Source organism: Desulfuromonas acetexigens (assembly GCF_900111775.1).
Taxonomy (GTDB): domain Bacteria; phylum Desulfobacterota; class Desulfuromonadia; order Desulfuromonadales; family Trichloromonadaceae; genus Trichloromonas; species Trichloromonas acetexigens.
On record NZ_FOJJ01000040.1, the window covers coordinates 66699 to 89283 of the forward strand.

Annotated in this window: 26 protein-coding genes; 11 read left to right on the top strand and 15 right to left on the bottom strand. The window is 61.7% G+C overall.

Going from position 1 to position 22585, the window contains the following annotated elements; translation table 11 throughout:
- Window positions 1-13: 13 nt before the first annotated feature.
- Both BQ4888_RS16000 and BQ4888_RS17645 read right to left on the bottom strand, forming a co-directional pair.
- On the bottom strand, window positions 14-688 hold the full coding sequence (locus BQ4888_RS16000) for a ferredoxin-like domain-containing protein (RefSeq protein WP_092058496.1): 675 nt from the start codon (window positions 686-688) through the stop codon (window positions 14-16).
- Between the two features lie 43 nt (window positions 689-731).
- Entirely contained in the window at window positions 732-1115 is a 384-nt protein-coding gene (locus BQ4888_RS17645) for a response regulator transcription factor (protein ID WP_170232910.1), read from the bottom strand.
- 220 nt (window positions 1116-1335) lie between these two features.
- Between BQ4888_RS17645 and BQ4888_RS16010 the strand changes: the two genes are divergently transcribed.
- The 3 genes from BQ4888_RS16010 (at window position 1336) to BQ4888_RS16020 (ending at window position 2739) form a co-directional block, all read left to right on the top strand.
- A complete protein-coding gene (locus BQ4888_RS16010; protein ID WP_092058500.1) occupies window positions 1336-1602 on the top strand; it encodes a cytochrome c3 family protein in 267 nt (88 codons plus the stop codon).
- A 164-nt stretch (window positions 1603-1766) separates the two neighbouring features.
- A complete protein-coding gene (rbr, locus tag BQ4888_RS16015; RefSeq protein WP_092058502.1) occupies window positions 1767-2339 on the top strand; it encodes a rubrerythrin in 573 nt (190 codons plus the stop codon).
- Between the two features lie 19 nt (window positions 2340-2358).
- Complete coding sequence (locus BQ4888_RS16020; protein WP_092058504.1) at window positions 2359-2739, top strand: desulfoferrodoxin; 381 nt, start codon at window positions 2359-2361, stop codon at window positions 2737-2739.
- Window positions 2740-2813: 74 nt separating this feature from the next.
- Here the strand turns inward: BQ4888_RS16020 and BQ4888_RS16025 are convergent, their stop codons facing one another.
- The 5 genes from BQ4888_RS16025 to BQ4888_RS16045 form a co-directional block, all read right to left on the bottom strand.
- Window positions 2814-3179 (bottom strand): response regulator transcription factor, encoded by a 366-nt coding sequence (locus BQ4888_RS16025; protein WP_092058506.1) that lies wholly within the window; start codon window positions 3177-3179, stop codon window positions 2814-2816.
- A 42-nt stretch (window positions 3180-3221) separates the two neighbouring features.
- Entirely contained in the window at window positions 3222-3650 is a 429-nt protein-coding gene (locus BQ4888_RS16030) for an FKBP-type peptidyl-prolyl cis-trans isomerase (RefSeq protein WP_092058507.1), read from the bottom strand.
- A 121-nt stretch (window positions 3651-3771) separates the two neighbouring features.
- Window positions 3772-4488 (bottom strand): BamJ family beta-barrel-assembly machinery protein, encoded by a 717-nt coding sequence (gene bamJ / locus BQ4888_RS16035; protein WP_092058509.1) that lies wholly within the window; start codon window positions 4486-4488, stop codon window positions 3772-3774.
- Between the two features lie 99 nt (window positions 4489-4587).
- The gene (locus tag BQ4888_RS16040; protein WP_140396690.1) at window positions 4588-5877 is read right to left on the bottom strand and encodes a hypothetical protein; all 1290 of its coding nucleotides are present in this window, start codon (window positions 5875-5877) and stop codon (window positions 4588-4590) included.
- The gene (locus BQ4888_RS16045) at window positions 5874-7112 is read right to left on the bottom strand and encodes a M48 family metallopeptidase (RefSeq protein WP_092058663.1); all 1239 of its coding nucleotides are present in this window, start codon (window positions 7110-7112) and stop codon (window positions 5874-5876) included. The genes BQ4888_RS16040 and BQ4888_RS16045 overlap by 4 nt, the downstream gene beginning before the upstream one ends.
- A gap of 161 nt (window positions 7113-7273) precedes the next feature.
- On the opposite strand from BQ4888_RS16045, the gene BQ4888_RS16050 reads away from it, so the two are divergent.
- Window positions 7274-9448, top strand: a complete 2175-nt coding sequence (locus BQ4888_RS16050; protein ID WP_170232911.1) for an ATP-binding protein — start codon at window positions 7274-7276, stop codon at window positions 9446-9448.
- A 12-nt stretch (window positions 9449-9460) separates the two neighbouring features.
- A complete protein-coding gene (locus BQ4888_RS16055) occupies window positions 9461-10273 on the top strand; it encodes a mechanosensitive ion channel family protein (protein ID WP_092058515.1) in 813 nt (270 codons plus the stop codon).
- A 79-nt stretch (window positions 10274-10352) separates the two neighbouring features.
- On the opposite strand, the gene BQ4888_RS16060 is transcribed toward BQ4888_RS16055, so the two are convergent.
- The 5 genes from BQ4888_RS16060 to BQ4888_RS16080 form a co-directional block, all read right to left on the bottom strand.
- Window positions 10353-11243: a transporter gene (locus BQ4888_RS16060; protein ID WP_170232912.1), complete on the bottom strand. Its 891-nt coding sequence runs from the start codon at window positions 11241-11243 to the stop codon at window positions 10353-10355.
- Between the two features lie 118 nt (window positions 11244-11361).
- Window positions 11362-11871: a MamS/MamX family magnetosome protein gene (locus tag BQ4888_RS16065; RefSeq protein WP_092058519.1), complete on the bottom strand. Its 510-nt coding sequence runs from the start codon at window positions 11869-11871 to the stop codon at window positions 11362-11364.
- Window positions 11872-11946: 75 nt separating this feature from the next.
- A complete protein-coding gene (locus BQ4888_RS16070) occupies window positions 11947-12276 on the bottom strand; it encodes a hypothetical protein (RefSeq protein ID WP_092058521.1) in 330 nt (109 codons plus the stop codon).
- Window positions 12277-12459: 183 nt separating this feature from the next.
- Window positions 12460-13809: a sigma-54-dependent transcriptional regulator gene (locus tag BQ4888_RS16075; protein WP_092058523.1), complete on the bottom strand. Its 1350-nt coding sequence runs from the start codon at window positions 13807-13809 to the stop codon at window positions 12460-12462.
- A complete protein-coding gene (locus tag BQ4888_RS16080) occupies window positions 13806-15068 on the bottom strand; it encodes a two-component system sensor histidine kinase NtrB (RefSeq protein ID WP_240746371.1) in 1263 nt (420 codons plus the stop codon). The genes BQ4888_RS16075 and BQ4888_RS16080 overlap by 4 nt, the downstream gene beginning before the upstream one ends.
- Before the next feature lie 236 nt (window positions 15069-15304).
- On the opposite strand from BQ4888_RS16080, the gene BQ4888_RS16085 reads away from it, so the two are divergent.
- The 3 genes from BQ4888_RS16085 to BQ4888_RS16095 all read left to right on the top strand — a co-directional run bounded on the left by BQ4888_RS16085 (window position 15305) and on the right by BQ4888_RS16095 (window position 18143).
- Window positions 15305-15805: a ferritin-like domain-containing protein gene (locus tag BQ4888_RS16085; protein WP_092058525.1), complete on the top strand. Its 501-nt coding sequence runs from the start codon at window positions 15305-15307 to the stop codon at window positions 15803-15805.
- A gap of 177 nt (window positions 15806-15982) precedes the next feature.
- The gene (locus BQ4888_RS16090; RefSeq protein ID WP_092058527.1) at window positions 15983-16927 is read left to right on the top strand and encodes an NAD(P)H-binding protein; all 945 of its coding nucleotides are present in this window, start codon (window positions 15983-15985) and stop codon (window positions 16925-16927) included.
- 64 nt (window positions 16928-16991) lie between these two features.
- Entirely contained in the window at window positions 16992-18143 is a 1152-nt protein-coding gene (locus BQ4888_RS16095; RefSeq protein ID WP_092058529.1) for a glycosyltransferase family 2 protein, read from the top strand.
- Window positions 18144-18146: 3 nt separating this feature from the next.
- Here BQ4888_RS16095 and BQ4888_RS16100 read toward each other — a convergent pair whose 3' ends face one another.
- Window positions 18147-19061, bottom strand: a complete 915-nt coding sequence (locus BQ4888_RS16100) for a LysR family transcriptional regulator (RefSeq protein ID WP_092058531.1) — start codon at window positions 19059-19061, stop codon at window positions 18147-18149.
- A 118-nt stretch (window positions 19062-19179) separates the two neighbouring features.
- On the opposite strand from BQ4888_RS16100, the gene BQ4888_RS16105 reads away from it, so the two are divergent.
- Genes BQ4888_RS16105 through BQ4888_RS16115 form a run of 3 tightly spaced genes read left to right on the top strand, consistent with a single transcriptional unit; the run spans window position 19180 to window position 20839 of the window.
- Window positions 19180-20316 carry a cysteine desulfurase family protein gene (locus tag BQ4888_RS16105; protein WP_092058533.1) on the top strand — a complete coding sequence of 379 codons (1137 nt, stop codon included), beginning with the start codon at window positions 19180-19182 and terminating at the stop codon, window positions 20314-20316.
- Between the two features lie 11 nt (window positions 20317-20327).
- A complete protein-coding gene (locus BQ4888_RS16110; protein WP_092058535.1) occupies window positions 20328-20585 on the top strand; it encodes a GSU3529 family protein in 258 nt (85 codons plus the stop codon).
- Window positions 20585-20839: a GSU3529 family protein gene (locus tag BQ4888_RS16115; RefSeq protein WP_092058538.1), complete on the top strand. Its 255-nt coding sequence runs from the start codon at window positions 20585-20587 to the stop codon at window positions 20837-20839. Before BQ4888_RS16110 ends, BQ4888_RS16115 begins: the two co-directional genes overlap by 1 nt.
- 52 nt (window positions 20840-20891) lie before the next feature.
- Here the strand turns inward: BQ4888_RS16115 and BQ4888_RS16120 are convergent, their stop codons facing one another.
- Window positions 20892-21638: an SAM-dependent methyltransferase gene (locus tag BQ4888_RS16120; protein WP_092058540.1), complete on the bottom strand. Its 747-nt coding sequence runs from the start codon at window positions 21636-21638 to the stop codon at window positions 20892-20894.
- 33 nt (window positions 21639-21671) lie between these two features.
- Window positions 21672-22559 (bottom strand): toll/interleukin-1 receptor domain-containing protein, encoded by an 888-nt coding sequence (locus tag BQ4888_RS16125; RefSeq protein ID WP_205748034.1) that lies wholly within the window; start codon window positions 22557-22559, stop codon window positions 21672-21674.
- Between the last annotated feature and the right edge of the window lie 26 nt (window positions 22560-22585).

Sequence of the window (22585 nt, forward strand, 5' to 3'; positions counted from 1 at the left end):
TCCCCTTTTAAAATTACGCTTTGATCGCCGCCAGGACTTCTTCCCGGAAGGCCTCGAAACCGACATCCTCGATATATTTGCCGAGGCGTGAACGCTGGTTCTTCGACTTGAACCATTCCAGAATCTTGTCGACGATCGCCAGGGCCTCCTCGTTGGTCGGCACATCCTCGATCAGGCGCATCGAGAGGCGCGGCTTGCTGCCGCCGTTGCCGCCGACCAGGATGTTCCAGCCCCGGGGAGAACCGATGACACCAAGATCCTTGATACAGACCTCGCCACAGTCGTTGGGGCAGCCGGAAACCCCCATCTTGAACTTCCAGGTCAACTCCAGCCCGTGATACTTCTCATCCATCGCCAGACCGACGGCGACGGAATCCTGCTGGCCGCGCTTGCAAAAGGTGGTGCCGGGGCAAACCTTCACCGAGCGCACGCACATGCCGATGGCCGCGCCGGGCTTTTCGTCCAACTCGCCCCAGATGTCATCGAGCTTACTCTCGTCGAGGCCGACGATGGCGATACGCTGAGCGCTGGTCAGCTTCAGTGCCTGGGCACCGTATTTCTCGGCGACATCGGCGATCTTCCGCAACTGGGCGGGGCTGGTGATGCCGGCGGGGATATGGGGGGCGACGGCGTAGGTTTCCTTGTCGCGCTGGATGATGGCGCCTTTTTCGAGAATATCTTTTTTCATCAAAACCTCCGGAATTCAGTCGAGCTTCATAAGGGAGTCGACATCATGATAAAGGGGACGTCCCCTGCAGCAGCTCTTCAACTTGGGCGATGAGCGTCGCCAGTTTGAAAGGTTTCGCCAGGTACCCCGCGGCGCCCAACTCCAGGGAACGTCGGCGCTCGGATTCCTGACTCTTGGCGGTCAAGACCAGCACCGGGCAAGCGGCCGTGGCGGGATGCTTCTTCAGCGCTTCGATGGCCTGGAAGCCATCCATGCCGCCGGGCATCATGATATCCATGATGATCAGGTCCGGCGGTTGAGCCGGGGCCTGAACGATGGCGGCTTCGCCCGATTCGACGGCGACGACGCGCCAATCGTCGCGACGCAGAGAGATTTCCACCAACTGGCGGACATGGGGCTGATCGTCCACAATCATAATCGTCTTCATTTCGCCGTCCTTTTCGTGAAAGGGCGGGAAAATAGTAATACAAGCCTTACAAGCGAACAAGGCTTTTATTCCGGCGCATGCCTCTACGACGCCAGTGCCCCCAGACAGACCCCCTGATGCAGAATTCCCTGTTGCAGAATTCCCTTGACTGGGACTAATAAATCCGTTACATTCGGCATTGCTTAACCCCTTATTTCCCTTTATAGGAGGTTTTCCCACCATGAAAAAACTGCTGGTTGTTGCCATGCTCGCCGCCTTTGCCGCTGCCCCTGCTTTTGCTGCCGACGTTTACACCTACGAAGGCAAAGGGGTCGTGACCTTTGACCACAAAGGCCATGCCGACAAGTTGGGTTGCGAAGCTTGCCATCAGGGCGAGCCGGCCAAAATCGAAGTGACCAAAGACTCCGCTCACAAGGACGTCTGCAAAAACTGTCACACCGAAAAAGGCGGCCCCACCAAGTGTAACGATTGTCACGTCAAGAAGTAATTGCTCAATCACCAAGGTTTCACAAAAAAGGCCCCGATTCGGGGCCTTTTTTGTTTTCTGCGAAAAACTCGTTCCGTCCCTCTTGCAAAGCTGACCCACCCTGTTATAGTTCTTTTTGTTGCCATCAATGCAACATTATCTCAATCACAAAGGAGTTCTGATTTATGTCCTTGAAAGGAACCCGCACCGAAAAAAACATCCTCACCGCCTTCGCCGGTGAAAGCCAGGCCCGTAATCGCTACACCTACTTCGCGGCCCAAGCCAAGAAGGAAGGCTATGTGCAGATGGCCGACATCTTCGAGGAGACCGCCAACCAGGAAAAAGAGCACGCCAAGCGTCTCTTCAAAATGCTTGAGGGGGGCGAGGTGGAAGTCACCGCGTCCTTCCCCGCCGGCGTGATCGGCACCACGGCGGAAAACCTGCGCGAAGCGGCGGCTGGCGAAAACCATGAGCATACCGAGATGTATCCTTCCTTCGCCAAGATCGCCCGCGAAGAAGGACTCAACGAGATCGCCGATGTCTTCATGGCCATTGCCGTGGCCGAGAAGCAACACGAAAAGCGCTATCTCGACCTGCTCGCCAACATCGAAAACAACCGGGTTTTCAAACGGGAAAAACCGACCGTCTGGCGTTGCCGCAACTGCGGCTACATCCATGAAGGGACGACCGCCGTGGATAAATGCCCGGCCTGCGCCCATGCCCAGGCCCACTTTGAGCTGCTCGGCGAAAACTACTGATCATTTAAGGAGGTTTAAAATGGCGAAACAACTCGAAGTTTACAAATGCTCCGTCTGTGGCAATATCGTTGAAGTGCTTCACGGCGGTCCCGGCGAACTCGTCTGCTGCGGGCAATCGATGGCCCTATTGACGGAAAACACCGTCGACGCCGCCAAGGAAAAGCATGTCCCGGTGATCGAAAAAGGCGCAGGCTCCATCACCGTCAAGGTCGGCAGCGTTGCCCACCCGATGGAGGAGAAGCACTACATCGAGTGGATCGAACTGATCGCCGACGGCAAGGTCTACCGGCAGTTCCTCAAGCCCGGCGACAAACCGGAAGCGACCTTCCCCATCACCGCCGAGAAGGTCAGCGCCCGCGAATACTGCAACCTGCACGGCCACTGGGCTGCCCAAGGCTAAACAAACGCCATCGCCAAAAAAAGCCGGCTCCCCTTCCTTGGGGAGCCGGCTTTTTTTGTAACGAACGCTGGAGATCAAGCCAGTAGGGTTTCGACCTTGACTTGCAGATCCCCCATATCGAAGGGTTTGCTTACATAGGCATCGGCGCCGGCGGCGAAAGCCTCCTGGCGATCCTCCTCCTGAGCCTTGGCGGTCATGGCGATGATCGGACAGTCGCGCGTCGCCTCCTCTGCCTTGAGAATCCGGGCCGCCTGATAGCCGTCCATCCCCCCCGGCATCATCACGTCGAGCAGAATCAGATCGGGAATTTCGACGCGGGCAATAGCGATCGCTTCCTCGCCGCTGGCGGCGTAAAAGAGCTGGCGGTCCTTACGACTGAGCACAATCGCCAAAAGCTTTTGCACATCGGCCTGATCATCAACGATGAGAATCTTTTTCATTTACTGCTCCAGAACTCGAATTTCCCCTAATAGATCCGTCCGTTAGAGAATATCCAGCAGGCGAATTTCGAAGGTCAGATCCTGACCCGCCAGAGGATGGTTGGCATCCAGAGTTACCTTGGTCTCGTCCAGGGCGATGATCTTGACCACAATCGGCTCGCCATCTTCCCGGGTCAACTCCAAATGATTACCGACCACCAACTTCAATTGGGCGGGGACGTCGGCACGCTGGACCTCGGCGACCATATCTTCCTGATAGGGTCCATAGGCCTGTTCCGCCGGCAGAGTCAGGGTCTTGACCTCGCCGGGAGTCATGCCCAGCACCGCCTGATCGAAGCCGCGGATGACCTCCTTGCGCCCAACGATGAATTCCAAAGGGGCCTGCCCTTCCGAGCTGTCGAAAACGCTGCCGTCAGCTAAGCGCCCCACATAGAAAACCTTGACCTGATCTCCTTTTTTCGCCCCTGCCATATCCTGCTCCTTCCACGAAAACCTCCGACAAACCCTCCACGCCGAGGCGGACAAGGCCTCCGGAGGGAGCGTGTCGCTCTCCCGGAGGCCTTGTGGTAAGCCGAATCTAAAAGACTTCGTATTATTTATCGTTCTGGATGGAAATCAGCTCAACCTCGAAAAGCAGGGTCGAGTTGGGCTCGATGACCGGTCCGGCGCCCCGCTCCCCATAGGCGAGATCCGCCGGGATGAAGAGCTGCCACTTGGCCCCTTCCTTCATCAGTTGCAACGCCTCGGTCCAGCCGGGAATCACGCCACCGACCGGGAAGGTCGCCGGCTCGCCGCGCTTGTAAGAGCTGTCGAATTCGGTGCCATCGATCAGGGTACCGCGATAGTTGACGGTGACCGTATCCTCCTTGGCCGGGGACTTGCCCGTGCCTTCGTTGAGAACCTTGTACTGCAGACCGCTGGGCAGGGTCACAACCCCTTCCTTCGTGCCGTTCTCAGCGAGAAAAGCGGCGCCCGCCGCCTGATTCTTTTCACCCATGGCCTGGACCTCGGCTTCCTGCTTGGCCATCATCTCCTGCTGGAAGTTCATCAGGGTGGTCTGCGCCTCTTCATCGGTCATCAGGGTCGGACCGCCGGCGAGGGTATCTTTGATCCCCTGGGCGAGAATGGCGGGGTCGACTTCGATCTTCTGGTTGGCGAAATCACGCCCCATGCTCATGCCAATACCGTAGCTGACCTTGTCCTTGACGCTGGTCAGCTCCACTTTTTTACTTTCGCCACTCTTTTCCCCGGCCGTACAACCGGCCGCCACCAGCAGAACCGCCAAAACCGCGCCAACAATCTGTTTCATGAATTTATTTCCTTTCGTCAGGGAGGATACAAATGTCAACTTGTACTCTGAGGAACCCGGGCTGTCAAGGGACAAGGGCACAAAATTCTTCGCCGAGAGTCAGTCTCCCTCCGGCTTTTGCGGCGGCGGAAACTCCCCCAGCGGATCGAACCCCCGCAGCGCCAGCAGACCGTAGGCGACACCGACGGCGCTCAGGTTGCCGGCGGCGGGGGTGCGGTTTTCGTGACCGAGCAGGGCATCTGGCAGGGTGGCGTAGGGAAAGCCCAGGGTGTTACCCACCGGCACCGTCAACTTCGTCATCTGCCGCAGCAGATGATGGCGTTTTTCGGCGAAGTCGCGGGCCGCCTCGTTCTCGCCACGGCTCGCGGCATCGGCGCTCAACCGTTGCCAGGCATTCGCCAGCTGAAAGGTCCACTCCGGGGAAATCAGCGGCTTACGCCCCAGGGCGGTGGCATGGGCGTGGTGGATGAAATCGACCCCTTCGGCCCAGTCCTTGCCGTCGAGAGGAATGCGGACCTGACAGTGATTTTCGACATAGGCGAGAAGGGCGCGGGCGGCATCGGGCGCGAAGGTCTCCAGCACCTCCCGACCCAGCGCCGAAACGCCCCAGGACTGCACATCGGTGGCCACGGTCGCATCGCCAAAGCCGCGATTGAAGCGCTTTTCCACGGCGTTGAAGCCTTGGCGTTTAAGCCAGTCCAGCACCTCGGCGCGCCCTTGCCGATAGATTTCCCCGCCGGGTTCGGCAGCCAGCAGCCCGAACAGGGCATAGGCGTCGAGATTGATTTCCGTGGCGTAACTGTCGGCGTAACGAGGAAGGGCCGGATCGTAATTGAAATGCTGATCCTTCGGGTTGGCCGGGTCGCCAGGCGGCCCCATGGCGATGCCGCCGTAATTGGCATTCTCCCGGCGCTTCTCCTGCAGGGCGAGGGCGGCATCGGCGATTTTGCGCGCCAGATGCAGATAGGCCTGCTCGCCGGTGCGCCGGTAGAGATGGCCGGCAGCCAGCCCCAACCAGAGATTGGCGCCGCTGCGCACCGACCAGTCCCGCCCAACCGGTCGCCCTTCACTGAAACTGACCGCCTCGATCACCCCGCCGAGACGCCAAACCTCCGGGGCGCGCAGATAGAAATCGACGATCCGCCGCGACTCCGAAACCTCCCCCACCGCCAGCCAGGCGAGCGCCGTTACCGCCGCATCGTAGGTGAAGGTCCAGCCGGCGAAACGCGCATCCCCCACATGACTGTAGGGCAGCCCCGTGCCGGGGTCGCGGTTGGCCTTCAGCCAGCGCACCAGTCCCCTTTCGAGATCAGCGAATTCCCCGGCCCAGGCCGCCCCGGAGCAGAGCAGCCAGAGCATCAGGAACAACGCCGTAAATCCCTTCGTCATTTCCCCGCCTCGCGCAGACGCCGCACCCGCTCCACGACCGGCGGATGGGAGAAGTAGAAGGCCGCGTACCAGGGATGGGGGTGCAGATTGGCGAGATTGTCCCGGGCGAGGGTGACCAGGCCCGAGGCGAGATCCTCGGGGTTGCCGTGCAGTTCACAGGCATAGCGGTCGGCCTGCCATTCGTCACGGCGGAAGAACCAGGCGCTCACGGGGGTGAAGGGAAAAGACACCAGGGAACCGAGAAAGGCCAGCGGCAGCCACTGGGCCGCGAAGGAGAGGCTGTCGATACCAAACAGCCCCGGCACCCCGCCCCAGCCGATGAGTCGATAGGCCAGATAAAAGCTGCCCAGAGCCAGCAGTTCGGTGACGAGCAGACGCTTGAAGATGTGCCGTTTTTTCCAGTGGCCGATTTCGTGGGCGAGAATGGCGAGAATTTCTCCGGCCTGCAAGCGTTCGATCAGGGTGTCGAAGAGAACGATGCGCTTGACCCGGCCGATGCCGGTGAAATAGGCGTTGCCGTGACGGCTGCGGCGCGAGGCGTCGACCTGAAAAACCCGCCCGGCGGCCAGTCCGGCCCGCGCCATCAACGCCTTCACCCCCTCTTCTACCCCTTCTTTGCGCACCGGCTCGAAACGGAAGAAGAGCGGTTCGATGACGTACGGGGAAATCAGCATGACAAAGAGGGTGAACAGAGCAAAGAGCCCCCACCCCCAGAGCCACCAGGACTGCGGGCTGACCTCGACCAGCCAGAAGCCCCCCGCCAAAAGCAGACCGAGGAGCACCAGACTGATCGCCAGGCCCTTGAGCAGATCGGCGATCCACAAACCCAGGGTCTGGGTGTTGAAGCCGTAACGGGCCTCGAGAACGAAGGTTCGATAGAGGCTGAAAGGGATGTCGAGCAGGGTCTTGGCCGTAAGCAGCAGCAGATAGAAGAGGGTTCCGGCGGCAACGGGCGGGAGACCCAGGCTTTCGATACAGCGGTCGTAGAGGGGCAGCGGCCCAGCGAAAAGAAAGAGTAGCAGCACTGTGCTGTCGAAAAGGCTTTCGATCAGGCCGAGTCGGCTGTTGTCGAGGGTGTAGGCCGAGGCTTTCCGCAACACCTCGCCGTCGATCACTCCCTCGAATCCGGCGGGAACAACAGCGCCATGGATTTTCAGATAGGCCAGATTGAGGGCGCGCAGCAACAGCCCGGCCAGGAGTGTGAAGAGATACAACAAAAGCAGAAGAGTCGTCATGAACGGCATGATAGCTGAATCACGGCGACGGGTCGAGCTTCTTCGTGCGCGCACGGGCGACTCTGCAGGATTGGATTTCTTGCTTCAATCGCCGGGAAGTTCGGTTATGATTGATGGCGTCACAAAAACTCGCAGATTGTCCATCAACCCCCGGAGTTCCCATGTCGGAAACAGACTTGCAAGATCCTCCCAATCCCGCCGCCCCATCCTCGCCCCAGCCGCCGGTCCTGGATGAAAAGGTCCTGGGGCAGTGTCGGGCCGACGGCGTCACCTTTCGCGCCGCTCAGGCCGAAGCCATCACCCGGTTACTGGAGTCCCTCGCCAAAGGTCGGCGACAGCTGGCCGAATCCTTCGCGCAGCGGCCGAAGAACCCGCCGCCGGAAGAGGCGAAAGAGTTCGTCAAGCGTCTGCAAACGGAACTGACCGCCCAGCGCACCTGGCTGCTGAAAAAGGTTCGACCCCAGTTCGAACAGGCCACCAAGGGGCGGCTCGCGGGGAGAAAAACCGTCCTCGCCCTGCTCGAAAAGCTTACCGACAGCGCCCGGAAACAGCTCGAACGTTACCAGGCCGAAAGGGACGCCCTCCCCCTCCCCGCGGACGCCGGCCTGTCGGCTCAGCTCGCCTTCCGTTTGCGGGAAACCGCCCGAGCCCGGGGCCTGCTCAACAGCCCGGCCGAAAACCTGCCGACGACCGAAGAACTGGAGTACCATCCACTGGTCGAAGAACTCAGCGAACTGAGCGCGCGCCTGCACAGCCGCGTGGCCGACCTTTGGCCGAGCATCCGCTTTCATTTCCAGGTTGCCGAGGAAGAGCTGGCCCGTCTCGTTGTTTCCGAAGAGGAAAAGAAGTCTGCCGTCGACTTCGGCAAGGGGGTCGAAGAGGCCGAACAGCTCGCCTGCGGTGTCCTCGCCACTGCCGAACAGCAGATCGCCGAACTCTTCGCCCCCCTGGACGACTACTGGGCCGGGCTGGCCGAACGCCTGGAAGTCTGCGGCCAGAAACTGGCCGGGGGGAAATATTCCGGATCTCAGCCCTGGCAAGATCTGGGCGAGAGCCTCAAGCGTCGGGGGAAAAAGGCATTCCGCCACTATTTCGACATCTCCGACCAGGAAGAGACCTCCCTCCTGCGCGCCGCTTCACACAAAATGTTCAGCAACCTGCAAGAGGTTCTGCACAAGGAAGCGGCCCCGCAGGAAAAACTCCTGAGCCTCACCGACCTGCCCTCCGCCCAGGAAGTGCTGCGCCGCAGCGAAACCTTCCCCCCTCTGCATCGCCGGCTTTTCACTCTCGGCCCGCTGAAGACCCGGGAATTCCTCGTCGCCCGCGACGAGGAACTGGAGGTGCTGGATGATCTCTTCACCCGCTGGGAACAGGGGCAGGCGTGCAGCCTGGCGGTGATCGGGCCGGAGGGGAGCGGCAAAACGTCGCTGGTCAACTGTTTCGCCAGCGAATACGGCGCTCAGGGGGAACTGCTGCGTCTCGAAATCGACAAGCGACTGCAATCCCCGGAGGATGTCATCGAACTGTTCCGGCAAGGATTCGATATCAAAAAACCGCTCGCCACCCTCGACGAACTGATCGGGGAGCTGTTGACCCGCCCAAAAGGCATGGTGCTGGTCGAGGGCGGACACAACCTGGCCTTGCGCGTGGTGGGCGGCGGCCGCGCGGTAGAGGCCCTGTGCTACCTGCTGCTGGCCACCCGCCGACATTTTCTCTGGCTGGTCACCTTTCGCAAAGTCCCCTGGGAACGCCTCGATTACCAGTACCAGATCAACCGCTTCTTCACCCACCAGATTTCGACCTTGCTTGCCGGCCAGCAGGAGATTCGCCAGGTCCTGCTGCTGCGTCAGCGCATTTCCGGCTATCCGCTAACCTTCTCCGGCGAAGGAAACGGGAAAGAGAGCAACGGCACCACCGGCGACGGGCGCGAGCGGGAAAACCGCTTCTTCCGCGAACTTTTCACGGCCAGCGGTGGCAACCTCGACGCAGCGTTCCACTACTGGCTCCTCTGCCTCGGCTACGATGCCGAAAGCGAGAGCTTTCACGCCTGTCCCCTGGGAAAGATCGACTTTTCCTTTCTTCGGGAACTGGACGGCGACCAGCGCTTAACCCTGGCGGAAGTTCTCGGTCACGGCGGGCTTTCGGCCGAGGAACACCAGCGCATCTTCCACTGCGATCCCCTGACCGGCCGCCTGCGCCTGGAATACCTGGCGAGCCTCGGACTGCTGCTGGTCGAACCCCCACGGGGAGCGGGAGGAGACGTCCGCTACCGGCTCAATCCCGTCTACTACACGCCGGTTGTCAAAACACTGGAAGTCATGAATATCCTTTATTGAACGGAAAAGGCCATGCAAGAAGAAACGATTCAGAACCTCCTCCATCAGTTCTCCCCGGGGCGACTTTTGCTGGCGATCGCTTGTTTTGCCGCGACCTGGCTCTTTGTCTCCCTGTTGCGGCTTGGCGCAGAACGACTGCAAAAAAAATTCGGCCGGCATCGGCTCTTCATCGCCAGTGTTTTTCCCGTCTTGCGCCTGCTGATCTGGATCGGCGCCGTCGTCTTCATCATCTTCGCCGTTTTCAATCCGCCGATGAACACTCTCGTCGCCATCAGCGCCTCGGCCGGACTGGCACTCGGCCTGGGTGCCCAGGATCTGATCAAGAATGTCATCGCCGGGATTCTGATCCTCTTCGACCGCCCCTTCCGCGTCGGCGACATGATCGAGGTCGGCGATCACTATGGAGAGGTGACCAATATCGGCCTGCGCTCGATCCGCGTGCAAACCTTCGGCGACAGCACTGTGACCCTGCCCAACGCCCTGGTGCTGGGGCAGGCCGTCTCCAACTCCAACTCGGGCGCCCTTGATGAAATGGTCGAGGTCCACTTCACCCTTCCCGCCCATCTCGATCTCACCCTGGTACGAAATCTGGCCCAGGAATCGGCGAGCAGTTCTCCTTACGTCTATCTCAAAAAGCCGATCCGGGTGCTGATCGAAGACCGCTTCGACCGCACCTTCCTGACCCGGCTGACGATCAAGGCCTATGTTCTCGACATCCGCTTTGAACGGCTGCTGGCGAGCGATATCACGGAGCGCTTCAAAAACGCCCTTCTGGAGCGACAACTGATTCCGGAGACGCAACTGGGGCAGGTCATCGTCGATTGATGAAGACAGGGGAGTGTGGCAAGAAAAGGAAAAGATGGAACGGAATCGGGGGGACGCCGACGGGCGCCCCCCTTTTTTGTCAGAAGTCGAAAAAGACCGCCAGACTGGAGGTGAAATCGGCGCTGCCGTCCGACAAGCCGGTGCCGACATAGCCTTCGAAGGCCACATCCGCGACCGGGCGCCAGACCAGTTTGAGGCGACCTTCCAGCGCTTCGTCGGCACCGTCGGCGGGGGCGGTCGCACCCACGGCCTGCACGGCGCCGTAGAGGCCGTCGTTCAACTGATAACCGAGGCCGCCGTTGTAACGGAAATAATCCTGACTATCGTACAGATCCGAATCCCCCTGCACGACGTAAACCCCTTCGGCGAAAAGATGCCAGTCGCCCAGCCACTTGGCGACGGTTAGACCGGGACCGAAATCGAACTCGCCGGTGCCGAGCCCCTTGTCCTCGTCCGCCGTCGGAAACTTGAGGTAGAAGGTGGGGCGGATCTGGGGCGTCCCCGAATTTTCCTCGATCAGCACATAACCGGCGGTCAGGGTGATGTCCCCCAGGCCGCTCTCGGAAGTATCACGGCTTTTCGTGGTGGTGGTCGTCGTGGTGGTGGTTGTCGTCGAATCGGTAGTCGCCGCCGCCCGCCTGCCGCGCACCGCCCCGGCGGCGGAACCGCCGGAAGTACGGTAGACCACCGTCGAAACGTCGCCGTCCTCCAGGGATTGGTAGACGTAGGGGATGATCAGCTCGAAGTCGAGACGCTCGCTGGGATAGAAATCGATATAGAGGGGGACGGAAACGAAATCGCTGTCGCTGCCCGTGCCGTAATCGCCGGTTTCGTAGTCCAGCCCGATCCCCAGAGAGAAAAGGGGACGCTCGGCCATGCGATATTCGGTAGGGTCGGAAGCCCGCGCCGCGCCGGCCGACGCGGCGAAGATCATCAGTGTGGCCAGAGCGGCCGAAAACAGTCTGTTCATAGAGAAAAGTCCTGACGCCGTCCGGCGCAAAAGGGGGGGAAACCGTGAGGGGTGAGGAGTTAAAGGTGAGGCGCCCCTGGATCGTCGCAGATGGGCGTTTTTCATCAGCCGTTAACCCTTAATGGTTGCGGCCTCCGCCGCGCATTTGCCGCATCGGCATCGGGCGTTGGTGCATGGGCCGCTGCCCGCCCGACCAGGCCGGGCGGCCGGTATCGCGCTGGCGCAAGGCGATATCCCGGCTGTCCCCGGCGCGGGCGATGTTCTGCACCATGAGATAGGCGACGCCGTCCTTCCCTAGGGCCTTGGAGCCCCGCGCCGAAACGACATCGCCGGGACGCAGTTCCAATCCCTGCTCCCGCCAGTAATCGCCGGGACCGAGGACCAGCGAGACCCGCTCCCCGCTGCTCTCCACCACCGCCAGGGCCGGTTCCCGCCCCTGCCCCGGGGAAATTTCGACCACCGTTCCGCTGAGGGAAATCACCGTATTTTCGTCATAGCCCTGATGCAGATCGAGGCCGCTCTTCTCCCAAGCGCTGTCGGAGCCGAACCACCATCCGGCGCGGGCCGGGGACGGCGCGGACCAACAGAGGCCAAGGGCAAGCAGAATGAGAAAAAAACGGCCGGTCATGACGATACCTTTCCTGCGTGAAACCTGATCCCGAAAAGGGCCGGAGTCCGAGCTCCGGCCCCCCGGAATCAAGAATTATTCCACCGTCCGCTTCGAGCTGCCGAAGCCGGTGCCGTCCTGGGGACGGGGGGCGAGTTCCGAGCCGTCGGCGAGCCCGAGCTTGCGCTGGCTGCCCTGGGCGCTGCCGGCGGGGGTGGTCAGGCCGTCGCCGGTGTTGACATGCAACTGCTGCCGGGACTGGGTCTGAAGTTTGCTCTGGGTCTGGACCTTGGTCGCGGTGCGGGTCTGCAAGCCCTTGCCGCCGGCACCGCCGGCCCCGGCGCCCTTGCCGGCGAAAGCGTAACCGCCCAGGGCCAGGGTACAGGCCGCGGCCAGAACAACAACTTTAACAAACTGCTTTTTCATGATGAATCCTCCGTGTTGGTGTGTTGTGGGTTAATGCGCGCAAGCCTCAGTAATCCACAGACCGTGCCAACCGGAAAAAGATTCACAACCACATGGAATCACTTCACTTAAATAGTGAGACGACGCATTGGTGCAAACCGCAAGGTGCAAAGATTGCATCTACTGACACCATTTTTGCACCCATCATTCTTCATCCCCGATCAAGCCATAGCGCTTCAGCCGGTATTGCAGGGTGCGCTTGGAAATACCGAGCTTCTCCGCCGTCAGCCGCCGGTTGCCGCCGCAGGCCTCCAGGGCGTCGAGAATCGCCTGGCGCTCCACCTCTTCCAAGCGGGGAGCCTCAGTCGGCGCACTCGCTTGCGCCCTCGCCGAAAAATCCGGCAGCTGCTCCCGGCGAACCCGTCCCCGGCCGAGAATCACCGCCCGCTCCATGACATTCTGCAACTCGCGGATATTCCCCGGCCAGTGGTAACGGCGCAGGTATTCGAGCGCCTCGGGGTCGATGCCGGAAAGTTCCTTGCCGGTAAGACGGGCAAAACGGCGGATGAAATAGTCGACCAGCCCGGGCAGGATGTCGAGACGGCTCCGCAACGGGGGGAGCTCGATGGGGAAGACATTGAGGCGATAGAAGAGATCCTCGCGAAAACGCTTTTCCCGCGCCTCCTCGCCGAGATCGCGGTTGGTCGCCGCCACCACCCGCGCGTCGGAGAGGATCTCGCGGCTGCCGCCGACCCGCTCGAAGCGCCGCTCCTGCAACACCCGCAGCAGCTTGGCCTGCAAGGGCAAGGGCAATTCGCCGATTTCGTCGAGAAAGAGGGTGCCCCCCTGGGCCAGCTCGAACTTGCCGCGCCGAGTCTGGACGGCGCCGCTGAAAGCGCCGCGCTCGTGGCCGAAGAGCTCGCTTTCGAGAAGGTTTTCCGGGATTGCCGCGCAGTTGACGGCGACGAAGGCTCCCTGCCGGCGCGGGCTGTAGAGATGGATCGAGCGCGCCACCAGCTCCTTGCCGGTGCCGCTCTCCCCCTGCAAGAGGACGGTGGTCGCGGTCGCCGCCACCTCCCGTACCAGGCCATGGACCTCGGCCATGACCTTTCCCGCGAAGATCAGCTCGACCGGCGGCAGGCCGGCGGCCTCGGTCTCCTTGAGGGCAAGATAGTCCCGCTCGCGGCTGCCGGCGTGCAGGTGCTTGCCGACCAGGGTCCGCAGGGTTTCGGGATCCTTGAGGGGCTTGGTGAGAAAATCGGCCACCCCCTCCTTGATCGCCGCCACCGCCTCTTCGATGGTGCCGAAGGCGGTGAGAAGGATAAAGGGGGCGGCACTCCCCTCCCCGCGCGCGGCGCGGAAAAAGTCGAGCCCGCTCATCCCCGGCAGCTTGAGATCGGAGAGGATCAGATCGTACTGACCCCGGGCCAAAAGAACGAGCCCTTCCTCCGCCGTCTCCACCGCCTCCGGCGCATGCCCGGCGCCGCGCAGAACGGTCTGGAGAAACCCCCGAAAGGTCCGGTCATCTTCAACGATCAGAATCCGCGCGCTCATTGTCCGCTCCTCTTCGCCGTCGGCAAGGTGACCGTGAAGACGCTCCCCTGCCCGGGAACACTTTCGACGGTCAGGGTTCCGTGCATTTCATCCAGATATTTCTTGCAGATGGCCAGGCCGAGACCGGTCCCCCGCGCCCGCCGGGTGAAAAAGGGCTCGAAGATGCGCGGCAGATCCTCGGCGGCGATTCCCTGGCCGGTGTCGCTCACTTGCAGCTCCACTTTCCCCCCGCGCTCCCACGCCGTCAGCCGCACCTCGCCGCCCGCCGCCGTCGCCTGCACGGCATTGACCAGCAAATTGAGCAACACCTGGCGCAGGCGGTCGGCGTCGGCCAGTACCGGCGGACTCGCGTCTTCGGCGCATTCCAGGCGCACCCCGGCGGCGCGGGCACTCCCTTCGACCAGGGCCAACACCTCTTGCGCCAGAGCCGGAAGCGCGACCGGGGCGAGCTTGGGAAGGGAGGGCTGGGCATAGGCGAGCAGATCGTTGACCAGCTCTTCGAGGCGCACCGACTCGGTCACCACCTGCCGGGCGAACTGGCGCTGTTCCTCATGCCCCAGGGTTTCTTCGAGCAGTTGGGCGTAGCCCTTGATGCCGGAAAGGGGATTGCGTACCTCGTGCGCCAGCACCGCCCCGAGGGTGCCGAGTTGGGCGAGATGTTGCTGCCGGGCCATTTCCCGACGGTGGCGGGCGGCGCGGCGCGCCTGGAGGTAAAGGACGATGCCCATGCCCCAGCCCGCCGCCAGCAGCAGGCCGAGGACCATGAGTCCGTTGCGCGCCCGCCGGACCACGGCGTCGGCCTGGTAGGTGTGCAGCACCAACCGCTGGATCAGTTGCCGGTCGGGCAGGTGCAGGGGGGCGAGGAATTCGTAAACTTCCTCGCCGGTGCCGAGCACGATGCGCCCTTCCCAAAAACCCCGGGCGGTAAAGGCCGGCGGCGTGTAGTCATCCGCCGTCAGCGTGCCGACCAGGTCGGGATTGCTGTGAAAAAGAAGCAGCCCCGCGGGGTCGCTGACCGCATAAAAGGCGATATCCGGACTGCTCACCCGGCGCAGCAGGACCAGGGAGGGATCCTGGTTGGCCAGCGCCTCGAAGGTCGACGCCAGGGACAGGGCCAAACCGCGAAGGGTTCCCTCGGCGATGGGCCGGGCGCTGCGGTAGTTGCTCACCCCGAAGGCCCCGAGCAGACCGGAAAAGAGCAGTCCGACCAGCACCAGCCAGAAGCCCGGTCCGAGGGGAATCCTTTTCATTGCCGCCATGATCCCTTCATCCCGCCTTTCCCCTTTGCTCATGCACGCTGAGTAGCCCAACAAAAAAGCAAAAGCAATCAAAAAAAGCTGAACGGTCCAGCGTCCGGATGGTGGCGATACGGTGGCGACACCCGCGCGGGCATCGACAACTGCATTTCGCCTATCCGGCCCCGTTGACAAACGCCGCCGACGCGATAAACGGATAAAGAACATTTTTTACCCGCGCGCGGAAAAGGAGGTGGCCCATGGGAACCAAAGGCAGGGCAATCATCGGATTGGATGTCGAGGAACTGTTGAAACTGCTCAACAAGGCCTTCGCCGACGAGTGGCTGGCCTACTACCAGTACTGGGTCGGCGCCAAGGTCGCCAAGGGACCGATGAAGGACGCCGTCATCGCCGAACTGCTCCAGCACGCCACCGAGGAGTTGGGGCATGCGAACCTGGTCGCCGACCGCATCATCCAGCTCGGCGGCACCCCGCTCACCACGCCCAAGGTCTGGTTCGACTGGAGCAACTGCGGCTACGACGCGCCCGACGACCCCTTCGTTCGCACCCTGCTGCAGCAGAACATCCAGGCCGAACAGTGCGCCATCGGCGTTTATGACCGGATGATGAAACTGACCGAGGGCAAGGACCCCCTCACCTATAACATGGCCCTGACCATCCTCACCCAGGAGGTCGAACACGAAGAGGATCTCCAGGCGCTGCTCGAAGACCTCGACCTGATGATGCCGGCGCCCCGCTGACCGGCGCTCTCCCCCCCAAGCGGAAATCCATGAACCAGCCGACGCCCTCGGGAAAAACTTTCCGGGGGCGTCGGTCGTCGGGTGGACCGCCGGCGCCTGTCCGGCTACAATTCTGTTCTCATCCCACGTGCCCTTTACGTGTTTGGGCCAAGCGGAAGAGAGAAAGGAAAGGCTGCGATGGCGGACAAGCCAAAAATTCTCGTGACCGGAGCGAGCGGCTTCATCGGCCGGCGACTGGTCGCCAGGCTCCTGGCCGAAGGCTACCTGCCGCGCTGTCTGTCGCGACGGAAAGTCGCCGCATCGTCGGGCGGCGTGGAAAACGTGATCGCCGACCTGCTCGACCCGGACTCCCTGAGGGACGCCCTCGACGGCATCGAAACCGCCTACTATCTGGTCCATTCCCTCGACGCCGGAGAGAAGGATTTCGCCGCCAGGGATCGGGCGGCGGCGGAAAATTTCGTCGCCGCCGCCGAACGGGCGAAGCTGCGGCGGGTCATTTACCTGTCGGGGCTGGGCGCCCACGAAGAGCTCTCGGACCATTTGCGCAGCCGCCACGAAGTGGGGGAAATCCTGCGCCGGGGGAACTTCGCCACCACTGTCCTGCGCGCCGCCGTCATCATCGGCGCCGGCGGCTCATCCTTTGAAATCCTGCGCTTCCTGGTCCGCACCCAACCGGTCATCCCCGACCTGCCCGGCTTGCGGACCCGCTGTCAACCCATCGCCGTCGACAACGTGATCGGCTACCTGGCCGGTTGCCTGAACGCGGAAGCGACCGCCGGAGCCACCTTCGACATCGGCGGGCCGGAGATCCTCAGCTACCGGGAGATGCTCGAACATCTGGCCCAGGTCGCCGGCCACGTCAATCTCTATTTCCCCACCCCGGTCTTCTCGGCCTGGCTGACCTCGCGGCTGATCGGCCTGCTCTCGCCGGTCAAAAGCGAGGTGGCGCTGGCCTTGCTCAAAGGACTGAATAACGAGGTAGTCTGCCGGGAAAACCGCCTCCGCGAACTGATCCCCGAATCGCTGATCCCCTACGACCGGGCCGTGGCCCTGGCCCTTGAGGAAATCCAAGCGGGGCGAGAAGCCAGATCCTCTTCGACAAATTTTCAGAGCCGGCCATGAACAACATCCGGATGGACGCTTCTCCCCCGGTTTTTTCCAGCCGCGATCCGCTCGGGGCGCCCTGATGGGCTGGCTCTTTTGGCTCGCCCTCGCGACCCTGGCCGCCTACGCCGTCATCGCCGTCGATGTCTTCAGCGGCAGCCGCAAGCTGCGCTTTCTGCGGGAGGTTCCCACCACGTTGCCGGAGCGGCCGCCGAGGGTTTCGCTGATCGCCGCCGCCCGCAACGAGGAGCGAAACATCGAGGCGGCGGTGCGGTCGCTGCTGAAGCTCGACTATCCGGAACTGGAACTGATTCTCGTCAACGACCGCAGCGAGGACCGCACCGGGGCGATCCTCGACCAGTTGGCGCGGGAAGACGGGCGCCTGTGTGTACTGCATGTCGCCGAACTGCCGCCGGGCTGGCTCGGCAAGAATCACGCCCTGTGGCTCGGCAGCCGCCAGGCCCGGGGGGAACTGCTGCTCTTCACCGATGCCGACGTGCTGATGCGCCCCGATGTCCTGCGCCGGGCGGTCCATCTGCTGGAAAGCGCCGGGCTCGATCATCTCGCGGCCACCCCCGAAGCGCACATGCCGAAGCTGCTGCTCAATCTGTTCATGGCCGCCTTCGGCTTTGTCTTCGGGGTCTTCACCCGCCCCTGGCAGGCCCGCGACCCGAAGAGCCCCCGCCATATCGGCATCGGCGCCTTCAACCTGGTGCGGGCCGAAGCCTACGCCCGAGTCGGCGGCCACCGGACCATCGCCCTGCGCCCCGACGATGACCTCAAACTGGGAAAAATCCTGAAAAAAGCCGGCTACCGTCAGGATCTCGCCTACGGCACCGGCCTGCTCCAGGTCGAGTGGTACGCCAGCGTCGGCCAGCTGATTCGCGGCCTCGAAAAAAACGTCTACGCCGGCACCGACTACCGCCTGTGGCTGGCCCTGGGCGGCGTGGTCTTCCAGCTGCTCGGCGGCGTCTGGCCCTATCTCGCCCTCTTCGTCACCGCGGGGCCGACCCGGTTGGTCTACCTCGCCGTCGTCCTCCTGCTCAGCCTGCTCATCGCCGACAGCGCCCGCTTTCACGGTTTCAGCCCCTGGTACGCCGTCGGTTTTCCCCTGACCTCCACCCTCTTCGCCTACATTGTCCTGCGCACGGTCATCCTCAACCACTGGCAGGGGGGCATCACCTGGCGCGGCACCTTCTATCCCCTCGACCAGTTGCGCGCCAACCGGGTGTGACGCCTACGGCAGCGGAAAGGTGCCCGCCACCCGCGCCAGCAGGTAGTAATCGTCCACCTCTTCCATGAGAAAATCGACGAAGGCGCGGTTGGCGGCGGAGAGCCCGGCGTTCTTTTTCCAGGCGATGGCCAGGTCGATAAACAGGGGCGGATCGCAGGAAACCGCCGCCAGCTCCGTCTCGCGCACCACCACCGTCTTGAGCATGAAAGCCAGGCCGAGCTCTTCCCGCACCAGTCCGGCGATGAGGGAATAGAGGTTCGATTCCGCCGCCACCGTCGGCACGCAACCCGCCTGGGCCGCCAGTTCGTCGATCAGTTCACGCAGGTGATAGCCCGCCGTGAAGTGGATGAGGGGCTCGCCGAGCAGTTCGGGCAAGGGGACTTTCTTCCCTCCGGCGAAGGGATGGTCGCGGCGGACGCAGGCCACCACCTCCTCGCGCAGCAGCGGATGGGATTCGAGCCCTTCCGGCACCGCGCCGGCGATGATGCCCATATCGAGCTCCCCCTGCTCGATCCGCCGCTGCAGGTTCCAGGCACTGTCGCCGAGGATGGAGAGATTCAGGGCGGGATGGCGGCGCTTGAAGGCCGACAGGATTCCGGGAAAGAAGAAACTGCTCAGCATCGGCGTGAGCCCGACCCGCACCTCCCCCTTGATCAGCCCGCGCAGCTCGTCGAGCTCCCGGCGCGCCCCCGCCACCTTGCGCAGAATCTCCTCGGCGTGACGGGCCAGCACTTCCCCCTCGGCGGTAAGGGTAATTTTCCGGTCGCGGCGGTTGAAGAGCCGAACCTCCAACTCCTCCTCCAGCTTGCGGATGGCGATGCTCAAGGCCGGCTGAGCGATGTTCAGCCGTTCCGCCGCCCGGGTGAAACTGCCGAAACGGGCCACTTCGAGAAAAAACCGTAATTGCCGCAAATCCATCGACACCCTCCCCGCCTGTTTGTCATATCTAAAATATATAATACTGATAAAAACAATATATTTTCGATATAAAAAACTTGCCCTTATACTTGGATTAAACCAACAGCGAGGAATCCCCATGGCCGTCTATCTCGACTGCAACGCGACAACTCCGGTGGAACCTTCGGTCGCGGCCCTGGCGGCGCGCTTCCTTGAAAAGGATTTCGGCAACCCGGCCAGCCCCATCCACGACTACGGGCTCTTCGCCCGGGCCGCCGTCGAGCATGCCCGCGCCCAGATCGCCAAGGTCGTCGCCGCCCGCCCCGACGAGGTGATCTTCACCAGCGGCGCCACCGAGGCCAACAATCTCGCCCTGCTCGGCCTGGCCGAAACGGCCTGGCGCGAGGGTCGGTGCCACATCATCACCACCGCCGTCGAGCACAAGGCAGTGCTCGAACCCTGCGAAGAATTGCAACGCCTCGGCTTCGAGCTGACGGTGCTCCCCGTCGGCGCCGACGGCCGTTTCAATCCGAAGCAACTGGCCGCCACCCTGCGCCCCGACACGGCGCTGGTTTCGACCATGCAGGTCAACAACGAAACCGGGGTGAGCCAGCCCCTCGCCGAGACGGCGGCCATCCTCGCCGGGCACGGAGCCTGGTGGCACGTCGATGCCGCCCAGGGCTTCGGCAAGGAGCTCGAACCGCTGCAAAATCCACGCATCGACCTGATCGCCGTCAGCGGCCATAAAATCTACGGACCCAAGGGGATCGGCGCCCTCGTCGCCCGCAAACGGGACGGCCGCCTGCCGCCACTGAAACCGCTCATGTTCGGCGGCGGCCAGGAGCAGGGCTTGCGCCCGGGCACCCTGCCGGTGCCGCTCATCGCCGGCTTCGGCGAGGCGGCCAAGCTCGCCCTGCGCGACCACGAACAACGCCGGGAGGCCTGCCGCACCTTCCGCGCGGAGGTGCTGCAGGCCTTCGCCGAACTCGGCGCCCGGCAGAACGGCGACGAGCGCTACACCCTCCCCCACGTGCTGAATGTCTCCCTCCCTGGCATCCCCTCGGATAAGGCCATTCACGCCCTGAAGGGAACGATCGCCCTGTCGAGTACCTCGGCTTGCACCTCCCACACCCGCACCCCCAGCCACGTGCTGGCGGCCATGGGCATCCCCCCCGAACGGGCGGAATGCTCCCTGCGCCTTTCCTGGTGCCACCTCACCCCGGCGGTGGATTGGCAACGGGTAACGGAAATTCTGCGCCAACTACGCCCATCCTAAAGGAGACGACAATGAATCCACTGTTCAAAGATCTGGAGGCCGCGACCCTGGAGCAGTACAACGACGGGGATCTTCCCCAATGGCTGGCCGATCCGGTGCTGGAGGTGGCCCGAAAGCCGGAGAAATACGGTGACAGGGAATATCTGGTGGAGATGCTGCTGGCCCAGGTTCGCGAGTACGACGTCTACGCCGAAACCGGCTGCTGCAAATGGGCCTACGACCACGAGGATCTGAAACGCACCCTGGGCTGGCTCAAGGAGGGAGAATAATGGAACTTTTTACGGAACTGCGCGCCGTCACGGAAGCGGCGCAACGGGAACAGGATCTACCCGACCCGCTGGCGGCGAAGATCTTCGCCATTCTCGATAATCCGGAGTTGTTTCGCGCCCGGGAGAAGGAAATCCGCGAGCTGATCGGCCAGGTCAACGATTACGACACCTACGGCCAAACCGGCTACATGGGCATGGGCGTCAACAACGCCATCCTCGAAGGGACGCTGAACCGGCTCTGGGCTTCGGTATAAAGGGTCCGGCTTCCAAGCTGCCAGCCCCTTCGCTGACTCTCGGCATCCCCCTTCACCGCGGCATCAGCGCGAACACGCCCCAGCCCAGGTATTCACGGGTGTAAGTGGTGTAGCGCTCGGGTTCCGAGGTCAGTTGGGCGCGAACTTCATTCGCGAGTTCATCGGCGGGATTGGCTTCCAGCCAGCGGCGCATGGTGAGCCATTTGGCCGCTTCGTATCGGTCCCAGCCGTCCTGGTCGGCCAGCACCATTTCCACGACGTCGAAGCCGAGGTGGCGGAAAGACGCGAGAAGTTCCGGAAGGCTGAGAAAGTCGGAGATCGCGTGGGCGAGACAGCCCTTGGCAACCGCTTCCGTCGGCGGCAACTGCCGCCAGTAGGGCTCACCGATGAGGATGATCCCGCCGGGGCGCAGGCTCCGCGCCAGCAGCTCGATGGTGCCGGCAACGCCCCCACCGATCCAAGTGGCGCCGACACAGGCCGCCACCTCGGTCTTCTCGTCGGCGACGTAGCCGGCGGCATCGCCATGGATGAAGTTGACTTGATCGGCGACGACGAGCTCTTCGGCCCGGCGTTTCGCCTGCTCGGTGAACAGCCGGCTCATGTCGATGCCGGTGCCGACAATGCCGTGATCCCGCGCCCAGGTACACAGCATCTCCCCCGAACCGCTGCCGAGGTCGAGCACCCGAGCACCCGCTTCCATCCGCAGCGCCGCTCCGAGAGTGGCGAGCTTTTCGGGGGTGATCGGGTTGTGGATGCGGTGAGCACTTTCAGTGATGTTGAATATTCGAGGGATGTCCATTGCGGTTGTCACTCTTACGGGCTCAGAAAGTCGTTAGTTTTCTATTTCTTTCGCAATTTTGTTTATTTTTTCTGGAACACCCCAAGAGTCATAAACCTGACTATTGTTCTTTGCTGCTTCTTTCATTGCTGATATATGCTTTGAATTTAAAAATTTTGACTGTTCAATTAGAGCAATTAGCCTTTTAGACTCTGCGTATGTTTCCGCAAGGATAAGCTTACCCACCAAGGCCCCTGTAATTTTCGGTCCAATAGTTGGATTGATGAGGAGTAAATCGAAAAGATTTTGAGCGATCTGTGCCGGGGTTTTCTCCACACCTTGCAATGCTTGATATTTTCCAATAAAACCGTATGGATCCAGACCCAACCGAACAGAAATAATAGGGAGCTTTCTGCCTATTGCTACACCAACTTCTTGGTCACACCAATTGCTTTCTTTAAAACCAGGGGACAATAGTGCAACTAAGCCGTCCATTGTAGAAAGGGCCGACTCAATTTCTGACTGCCACTCTTTAGTTGGTTCAATGTCTTCGTGGGCGACAAAAGCAGAAATGCTATATTTTGCAAGTTCGTCTTTTAAGGATTTTGTTTCTTTTTTCATTTTTGCAAGATGGCTAAGAAACAATCGGGCATCTTGCTCACCCCAGAACCCTGGATTCACAGTGGATGCAAGCTGGCTTGCCACTCCGAAGTGTTTTGCGAGTTCTAAAAGAGGTTTGGCAGCAGCGTCTCCCAGCATTTGTATTACATAAGTCTCTTTGTTTCCATTCCATTGATCAGTCCAAGGCAGACCAAACTGCTTAAGCGTAAGGTCAATAAATTCCCACTCTTCTTTTGCCAATTCTTCGGCAATACCCTTTATGTATTTAATACGGTCTGATGGATGCATTTTATTTCCTAAATCTAACCACTGTAAGGCCACAAGGGACGCTCTTAAAAAATAAAGAA

Coding starts and splice junctions, on each gene's coding strand:
- BQ4888_RS16000 (WP_092058496.1), bottom strand. CDS start 688: ATGAAAAAAGATATTCTCGAAAAAGGCGCCATCATCCAGCGCGACAAG.
- BQ4888_RS17645 (WP_170232910.1), bottom strand. CDS start 1,115: ATGAAGACGATTATGATTGTGGACGATCAGCCCCATGTCCGCCAGTTG.
- BQ4888_RS16010 (WP_092058500.1), top strand. CDS start 1,336: ATGAAAAAACTGCTGGTTGTTGCCATGCTCGCCGCCTTTGCCGCTGCC.
- rbr (WP_092058502.1), top strand. CDS start 1,767: ATGTCCTTGAAAGGAACCCGCACCGAAAAAAACATCCTCACCGCCTTC.
- BQ4888_RS16020 (WP_092058504.1), top strand. CDS start 2,359: ATGGCGAAACAACTCGAAGTTTACAAATGCTCCGTCTGTGGCAATATC.
- BQ4888_RS16025 (WP_092058506.1), bottom strand. CDS start 3,179: ATGAAAAAGATTCTCATCGTTGATGATCAGGCCGATGTGCAAAAGCTT.
- BQ4888_RS16030 (WP_092058507.1), bottom strand. CDS start 3,650: ATGGCAGGGGCGAAAAAAGGAGATCAGGTCAAGGTTTTCTATGTGGGG.
- bamJ (WP_092058509.1), bottom strand. CDS start 4,488: ATGAAACAGATTGTTGGCGCGGTTTTGGCGGTTCTGCTGGTGGCGGCC.
- BQ4888_RS16040 (WP_140396690.1), bottom strand. CDS start 5,877: ATGACGAAGGGATTTACGGCGTTGTTCCTGATGCTCTGGCTGCTCTGC.
- BQ4888_RS16045 (WP_092058663.1), bottom strand. CDS start 7,112: ATGACGACTCTTCTGCTTTTGTTGTATCTCTTCACACTCCTGGCCGGG.
- BQ4888_RS16050 (WP_170232911.1), top strand. CDS start 7,274: ATGTCGGAAACAGACTTGCAAGATCCTCCCAATCCCGCCGCCCCATCC.
- BQ4888_RS16055 (WP_092058515.1), top strand. CDS start 9,461: ATGCAAGAAGAAACGATTCAGAACCTCCTCCATCAGTTCTCCCCGGGG.
- BQ4888_RS16060 (WP_170232912.1), bottom strand. CDS start 11,243: ATGAACAGACTGTTTTCGGCCGCTCTGGCCACACTGATGATCTTCGCC.
- BQ4888_RS16065 (WP_092058519.1), bottom strand. CDS start 11,871: ATGACCGGCCGTTTTTTTCTCATTCTGCTTGCCCTTGGCCTCTGTTGG.
- BQ4888_RS16070 (WP_092058521.1), bottom strand. CDS start 12,276: ATGAAAAAGCAGTTTGTTAAAGTTGTTGTTCTGGCCGCGGCCTGTACC.
- BQ4888_RS16075 (WP_092058523.1), bottom strand. CDS start 13,809: ATGAGCGCGCGGATTCTGATCGTTGAAGATGACCGGACCTTTCGGGGG.
- BQ4888_RS16080 (WP_240746371.1), bottom strand. CDS start 15,068: ATGGCGGCAATGAAAAGGATTCCCCTCGGACCGGGCTTCTGGCTGGTG.
- BQ4888_RS16085 (WP_092058525.1), top strand. CDS start 15,305: ATGGGAACCAAAGGCAGGGCAATCATCGGATTGGATGTCGAGGAACTG.
- BQ4888_RS16090 (WP_092058527.1), top strand. CDS start 15,983: ATGGCGGACAAGCCAAAAATTCTCGTGACCGGAGCGAGCGGCTTCATC.
- BQ4888_RS16095 (WP_092058529.1), top strand. CDS start 16,992: ATGGGCTGGCTCTTTTGGCTCGCCCTCGCGACCCTGGCCGCCTACGCC.
- BQ4888_RS16100 (WP_092058531.1), bottom strand. CDS start 19,061: ATGGATTTGCGGCAATTACGGTTTTTTCTCGAAGTGGCCCGTTTCGGC.
- BQ4888_RS16105 (WP_092058533.1), top strand. CDS start 19,180: ATGGCCGTCTATCTCGACTGCAACGCGACAACTCCGGTGGAACCTTCG.
- BQ4888_RS16110 (WP_092058535.1), top strand. CDS start 20,328: ATGAATCCACTGTTCAAAGATCTGGAGGCCGCGACCCTGGAGCAGTAC.
- BQ4888_RS16115 (WP_092058538.1), top strand. CDS start 20,585: ATGGAACTTTTTACGGAACTGCGCGCCGTCACGGAAGCGGCGCAACGG.
- BQ4888_RS16120 (WP_092058540.1), bottom strand. CDS start 21,638: ATGGACATCCCTCGAATATTCAACATCACTGAAAGTGCTCACCGCATC.